Origin of the sequence: Enterococcus sp. C46 (assembly GCF_040887565.1) — a bacterium.
GTDB lineage: Bacteria > Bacillota > Bacilli > Lactobacillales > Enterococcaceae > Enterococcus_B > Enterococcus_B lactis.
In genome coordinates, this window is record NZ_JBFOGA010000041.1 from 1 (window position 1) to 280 (window position 280).

Here is a 280-nt window from a genome sequence, read left to right on the forward strand (position 1 = left end):
GTTCTTTCAAAACTTAAAAAGGAGGAAAACAAATGCCTTACATTCTTGCATTAGATGTTTCAATGGGACACAGCTACAGTGTCCTATACAAAGACGACACCTGCTTATTTGAAGACGAGATCGAACACACTCAAAGAGGATTTCATGCATTACTCGAAGAGATCCAGCACTTGCCTGAACGTCCATTGATTGTTTTTGAAGCAACGGGGATTTATTCCAGACCAGTCGAAAAGTTCTTTCAAGATCATCACTTTTCTTACTGTTTGTTAAACCCGTTAGA

At 38.9% G+C, this 280-nt stretch carries 1 protein-coding gene; it reads left to right on the plus strand.

Annotated features, from left to right (window positions below; translation table 11 throughout):
• Window positions 1–32: 32 nt before the first annotated feature.
• The coding region (locus tag AB3I27_RS14045; RefSeq protein WP_192960691.1) for a transposase at window positions 33–280 on the plus strand (248 nt) is incomplete at its 3' end.